The sequence below is a fragment of the Halomonas sp. genome (genome assembly GCF_041689495.1).
In the GTDB taxonomy this organism is placed as follows: domain Bacteria; phylum Pseudomonadota; class Gammaproteobacteria; order Pseudomonadales; family Halomonadaceae; genus Halomonas.
Genome location: NZ_JBDNGD010000504.1, coordinates 1 through 5,939, shown reverse-complemented (window position 1 = coordinate 5,939; position 5,939 = coordinate 1). Strand labels below are relative to the sequence as shown.

Genomic DNA, 5,939 nt, shown 5'->3' with positions numbered 1-5,939 from the left:
GCTGCGCCTGGACCAGCCCTTCGTGGTGCGCAGCCTGGATTACCTGCAAAGCGCCATGCGCCTGGACCTGGGCCGGGCGGAACAGATGCACAGTGACCGGGGCTCCCGTGAGGTCTACGACATCATCGTCGAGCGCCTGCCGGCGACCCTGCTGCTGTTCGGCACCGCCAATCTGCTGGGGTTCTTCGTCTCGGTGTTCGCCGCCCTGTCGCTGTCGCGACGCTATGGTAGCGCCCTGGATCGCAGCGTCGTCGGCCTGGCGCCCACCTCGGCGGCCCCGGCCTTGGTTCTATGGCATCTTCCTGATCCTGGTGTTCGCCTTCATCGCCCCGGTGCTGCCCGCCGGCGGCATGGTGGCGGTGCCGCCCCCCGAGGGACGACTCGATTACGCGATGAGCCTGGTGCGCCATATGCTGTTGCCGATGACGGCGATGTTTCTGTCGTCGATCTTCATCTCCATCTACTCCTGGCGGACCTTCTTCCTGATCCATTCCAGCGAGGACTATGTGGAGATGGCCCGGGCCAAGGGGCTGCCCGCTCACCTGATCGAGCGGCGCTACATCCTGCGGCCGACCCTGTCGCCGATCATCACCAGCTTTCTGCTGATGCTGATCGGGCTATGGAGCGGGGCCATCATCCTCGAGCAGGTCTTCAACTGGCCGGGGCTGGGCTCGTTGCTGTTCCAGGCCATCGGCTACCGGGACACGCCGGTGATCATCGGTGCGGTGGTGATCTTCGCCTACCTGCTGGCGGTGACCGTCTTCCTGCTGGACATCCTCTATGCGTTGCTCGACCCGCGCGTGCGGATCGCCGGAGGTCGGCAATGATCGCTCAACGCCTGCGCCATGCCTGGGGCAAGCTGCGCCGCTATCCCTCGGCGTTGATGGGCATGGCGATCATCGTGGCCCTGGTGGCGCTGTCGATCTACACCCTGGTGACCATCCCCTATTCCGAGGCACTGGAGAAGTGGCGGGGCGGGGAGGTCTGGCAGCAGAATCCCGTCAATGCCGGCCCGGTGTGGGTGGACCGCCTCACCGGCGGCCGCCTGCCGACCACCCGGATCGTCGCGAGCGACGCGGCGACCATCGAGGAGACGCCGTTCGAGGGCGGTCGTCGGCTGCGCATCCCCTTGAGCTTCGACTACGACTTCGACGGCTTTCCCAGCGAGATCACCCTCTTCCTGCGTGCCGAGGGCCACGAACAGCGGCCCTTCGCCCGTCTGCTCTGGCAGGCGCCGGATGGCACGGAGATGGCCCTGGGCGGCCACCGCATAGGTCGCTCGGATCGTGTCTCGCTCTCCCAGGACCGGAGCCTGGAGCGACGCCTGGGGGGGGCTGGTACCGCATATCGGCCTGCTCGCCGAGCCGGAGAGCGAGGGAGAGCCGCAGGTCCGGGAGGGGCGCTATACGCTGCTGCTGGAGGCGGTGGTCTTCGACGCGGATGCTCCCCTGGAGGCCGAGCTGGTGCTCTACGGCCGGGTCCACGGCATCGCGGGCACCGACCACCAGCGGCGGGACCTCAGCCTGGCCCTGATGTGGGGCACGCCGGTGACCCTGGCCTTCGGCCTGATCGCGGCGGTCGGCACCACCATCACCACCCTTATCATCGCGGCGGTGGGTGTCTGGTATCGCGGCTGGGTGGATGCCGTCATCCAGCGCCTCACCGAGGTCAACATGATCCTGCCCATGCTGCCGATCCTGGTCATGGTCGGCACCCTCTATTCCACCAGTATCTGGCTGATGCTCGGGGTGGTGGTGGTGCTGGGCATCTTCAGCGCGGGCATCAAGATGTACCGGGTCATGCTGCTGCCGATCCGCGAGGCGCCCTACATCGAGGCGGCCCAGGCCTATGGGGCGAGCAACCTGCGCATCGTGATGCGCTACATGATCCCGCGCATCCTGCCGGTGTTGATCCCCACCTTCGTCACCCTGATCCCCACCTTCGTCTTCCTGGAGGCGTCGCTGGCGGTGCTGGGCCTGGGCGACCCGGTATTGCCCACCTGGGGCAAGGTGCTCAACGATGCCCAGTCCCAGAGTGCGCTCTACAACGGCTATACCTACTGGGTGGTGTCGCCGGCGGTGCTGCTGATGCTCACCGGCCTGGGCTTCGCCATGCTTGGGTTCGCCATGGACCGGGTCTTCAACCCACGACTGAGGAGCCTGTGATGGGCGACCGGCCGCTGCTGCAGGTAGATAACCTGAGCGTGCAGTATCGGACCCGCCAGGGTCTGGTGAGCGCCGTGGATGGCGTGAGTTTCGATGTGCGGCCCAGTGAGGCACTGGTGGTGCTGGGCGAGTCCGGCTGCGGCAAAAGCTCGCTGGCCAGGGCCCTGATGCGAGTGTTGCCTCGAAATGTCTATCATGTCGGCGGGCGGGTCAGCTTCGGCGACGCCGACCTGACGGCCATGGACGCTGAGCATTTCCGCCGCGAAGTGCAGTGGTCGCGCATGGCCCTGGTGATGCAGGCCTCGATGAATGCCCTGAACCCGGTGGTGCGTGTGGGTGACCAGGTCGCCGAGCCGTTGCGCGTGCTGCGTGGCTGGCCCAGTGGGAAGGCCCGGGCACGGGTGGCGGAAGTCCTGCAACTGGTGGGGGTGTCGCCGGACTTCATGGGCCGCTATCCCTTCGAGCTCTCCGGCGGAATGCGCCAGCGAGTGGTGATCGCCATGGCGCTGGTCGCCGAGCCCGAACTGGTGATCCTGGACGAGCCCACCTCGGCGCTGGATGTGCTGACCCAGGCCAGTATCATGAACGCCTTGAAAGAGATCAAACGTGAACTCGGTACCAGCTTTATCCTGATCACCCACGACGTGGCGACCTCCAGCGAGCTGGCCGACCGGGTGGCCTTGATGTATGCAGGCCAGTTCGTCGAGGTCTGCGATGCGGCGACCTTCTTCAGCGAGCCGGCACATCCCTATTCGCGGATGCTGATGGCCAGTGTGCCGCGTTTTCGCCAGGCATAGCGGCCCCGGTCGATTCCCGGTCAGCCGCCCAGCCTGCTCGCGCCGCCGAGCGGCTGTCGTTTCGCCGAGCGCTGTCCGCTTCGCTTCGCGCGCTGTGCCGATGATCCCGAGGCCATCATCCTGGGGGATCGGCATCGGGTGCGTTGCTGGCTGCTTGCCGACCGGGAGACACCATGAACGACAGGACCCAGGCGGCCTCCACTGGGGCGATGCCTGGCCCCCTGCTTGAAGCGGAAGACCTGCATACCTGGTTCGAGCTTCGCCAGTGGGGCTTTCTGCGGGCTGGCAGTGTCCATGCGGTGGATGGCGTCAGTTTCACGCTGGCCCGTGGCGAGGCGGTGGCCTTCGTCGGCGAGAGCGGCTGCGGCAAGAGCTCGCTGGCCCGTACCCTGCTGGGCCTGCATCGGCCCTCCCGTGGCGAGGTGCGCTTCGAGGGGAGGGCGATGACCGACCTGCATGGCCGGGAACTCAAGGCCTACCGAGCCCGGGACGGCTATGTGCAGCAGGACCCATACGGGGCGCTGCCGCCCTTCATGGACGTGAGACGCCTCCTCGCCGAACCCCTGATCGTGCACGGCGTGAAGGATCGCCAGATGCGGGAGCATCGCATCCGGGCGCTCATCCTGGCCCCGGCGATGCTCATCGCCGACGAGCCGGTGTCGATGCTCGATGCCTCGGTGCGGGTGGAGATCCTCGAGCTGTTGCGCGCTATCCAGACCAGCCGGCAGCTGACCCTGGCCTTCATCACCCATGATCTCTCCACGGTGCGTCACTTCGCCGACCGGATCTTCGTGATGTATGCCGGCCGGGTGATGGAATCGGCCCCGGTGGACGAGCTGCTGGACCATCCCCGTCATCCCTATACTCAGGCCCTGATCAACGCTATTGCCGACCCGGATGCGCGCAATGCCGATCACCTGCGTGAGGTCCCCGAGGGCGAACCCCCCCAGCCTGATCCACCCGCCCGGGGGGTGTCGCTTCCATCCACGCTGCCCCCAGGCCATGGCCGGCCTCTGTGACCGCGAGGATCCCCCCGACTTCGCGCCCCGCCCTCGCCATCTCTCGGCCTGCTGGCTGGATCGCTGAGGGAGTTAGCGTGATCGGTTCGCGGTGCGTGTCTCGAGCCACTCCCCGAAGTAGTCGCCGATGCGTTCGTGGGTACGCGCGTACCTATCAGCGACCTCGGGCTGTTAGGCTCTGGTCATGACGATGCCCAATTCCTCCCTCGCCCCGGAATCCCTGCCGCGCCTGGAGCAGGCCCCGCTGACGCCGGTCTCGCCACGCTTGTCGCCCTGCCAGGCAGTGCAGCAGTCCTTTGGCTGGTTGCTGATGACCCTGGTGGTCGGTTTCGTCCCGCTGGGTGACTCCCCTCTGGCAATCTGGCAGCCCTGGCTGGCCGGGGCTTTGGCTGGCCTGGGGGTGGTGAGGGTCATGCTGGGCTGGATCGAGGCTCGGCAGCGGGCCTATGGCCTGCGCGAGCATGACCTGATCTACCGACGCGGCCTGCTGGTCCGTCGGACCCAGGTGCTGCCACTGGTGCGCCTCCAGCATGTGGAAACGCTCAGCAACCCCGTGGAGCGTTCCTTCGGCCTGGTACGCCTGTCCTGCTTTACCGCCGGCGGCCGTGGCGCGGACCTGATCCTGGAGGGACTGCCGGGCGAGCGGGCGGAAGCGATCAAGCAGCATCTGCTGGCGCGACTCTCGTCGCCTGGATTGCCTGAGAAGGACCATTCGACGTGACAGAGACGCCGAGGCCTGGCCTGCTCGACGACTGGCAGCGGCTCTCGCCCTGGGCGATCGGCTTGATGCTGGCCACCACCGGGGTATCGCTGCTACGCCAGCACCTTCCCTTGTTGCTCGCGGTTGGTGCAGCCCTGGCCGTCAGCGAGCGCTTCGGATGGCGTGAGGCGCTATTGGGTGGGGTTCTGGTCGTGCTCGTCGCTCTGCTGCTGAGCCTGCTCTATTACCGGCGCTTTCGCTTTCGTTTCGATGGCGAGGTGTTGGTGGTCAAGAAGGGGCTCTTCGTCCATCGCGAGTTCAGGCTTTCGGCGCTTCATGTCCAGCAGACCAGCATCCAGCAGCCGGCCTGGATGCGTCCCTTCGGTGTGGTGCAATGGGAGGTGGAGACCCTGGCCGGGGAGGCCGCGTCGATCGCCCTGCCGGGCATCCGTCGCCAGCTGGCCGAGGCCCTGGACGCGCGCCTTGGCGGAAGACCCTCGAGCGATCGGTCAGATGAGCCAGCACCGCGTTCGCTGGTATTGTTCACCCTTGGACCGGGCGGCTTGCTGCTGCATGGGCTGACCAGCCGGTCGATCCTGGTGGTCGCGGCCTTGGTTTCGCCACTGATGCGCCCCCTGGAAGGCTGGCTGCATGACCGGCTTCCACAGGCCGATCTCTGGGCCTGGCTGCCGGCGTCTCCCTGGATGGCGATCGTGGTGGGGATTGTCGCTGCCGTGGGGGTATTGATGCTGCTGTCGGTGCTGGCTGCCTGGTGGCGATTTCAAGGTTATGTGCTGCGCGACGATGGTGAGCGCCACGTGCAGGTCAGCGGCCTGTTGCACCGCCGGTCGCAGACGCTGACGCGTCGCCGACTGCAGGTGGTGGACTGGGAGCAGACCGGACTGGGTCGCCTGATGGGGCGTGGCTATCTGGTCTGTCACCAGTTCGGGGCGGCAGGCGGTGGCGAGGTCGCCGAGGCGCGCCGCTTCGTGGTGCCGGGCCTGACCGCCGTCCAGGCCGATGCCCTGGTTCCGCCGCTCTGGCTGCGGCCGACCGTGACGCCTTCCTTCGTGGCGCCGCTGAGGCGGGTCTCTGCCCTCTATCGCCGGGTCCTCTTCCTGCGCCTGCTGCTGCTGGGCATTGGCTCGTTGGTGGTCTGGTGGATCGTCTTCCCGGCATGGCCGGGTTGGGCTCTTGGCGGCGCACTGCCGGGACTGGTGGTGCTCTCACTTGGCCTGGCCCAGCTGCGTTGGCGCGC

General features: G+C 67.1%; 7 protein-coding genes and 1 pseudogene. All 8 read left to right on the top strand.

Features of this window, described 5'->3' with window-relative positions; all coding sequences use genetic code 11:
- The first annotated feature begins 224 nt into the window (after positions 1-224).
- Positions 225-827, top strand: a complete 603-nt coding sequence (locus ACESMD_RS14995) for an ABC transporter permease (protein ID WP_372614544.1) — start codon at positions 225-227, stop codon at positions 825-827.
- 459 nt (positions 828-1,286) lie between these two features.
- Complete coding sequence (locus ACESMD_RS14990) at positions 1,287-2,165, top strand: ABC transporter permease (RefSeq protein WP_372614542.1); 879 nt, start codon at positions 1,287-1,289, stop codon at positions 2,163-2,165.
- Complete coding sequence (locus ACESMD_RS14985; protein ID WP_372614540.1) at positions 2,165-2,962, top strand: ABC transporter ATP-binding protein; 798 nt, start codon at positions 2,165-2,167, stop codon at positions 2,960-2,962. Before ACESMD_RS14990 ends, ACESMD_RS14985 begins: the two co-directional genes overlap by 1 nt.
- Before the next feature lie 12 nt (positions 2,963-2,974).
- Positions 2,975-3,139 (top strand): oligopeptide/dipeptide ABC transporter ATP-binding protein, encoded by a 165-nt coding sequence (locus ACESMD_RS14980; RefSeq protein WP_372614546.1) that lies wholly within the window; start codon positions 2,975-2,977, stop codon positions 3,137-3,139.
- Positions 3,136-3,906, top strand: a pseudogene (locus ACESMD_RS14975) (ABC transporter ATP-binding protein); the annotation flags it as partial. The gene ACESMD_RS14980 and the pseudogene ACESMD_RS14975, both read left to right, overlap by 4 nt.
- Complete coding sequence (locus ACESMD_RS14970; protein ID WP_372614538.1) at positions 3,860-4,048, top strand: hypothetical protein; 189 nt, start codon at positions 3,860-3,862, stop codon at positions 4,046-4,048. The pseudogene ACESMD_RS14975 and the gene ACESMD_RS14970, both read left to right, overlap by 47 nt.
- A gap of 123 nt (positions 4,049-4,171) precedes the next feature.
- Positions 4,172-4,702 (top strand): PH domain-containing protein, encoded by a 531-nt coding sequence (locus tag ACESMD_RS14965; protein WP_372614536.1) that lies wholly within the window; start codon positions 4,172-4,174, stop codon positions 4,700-4,702.
- The coding region (locus tag ACESMD_RS14960; RefSeq protein WP_372614534.1) for a PH domain-containing protein at positions 4,699-5,939 on the top strand (1,241 nt) is incomplete at its 3' end. The genes ACESMD_RS14965 and ACESMD_RS14960, both read left to right, overlap by 4 nt.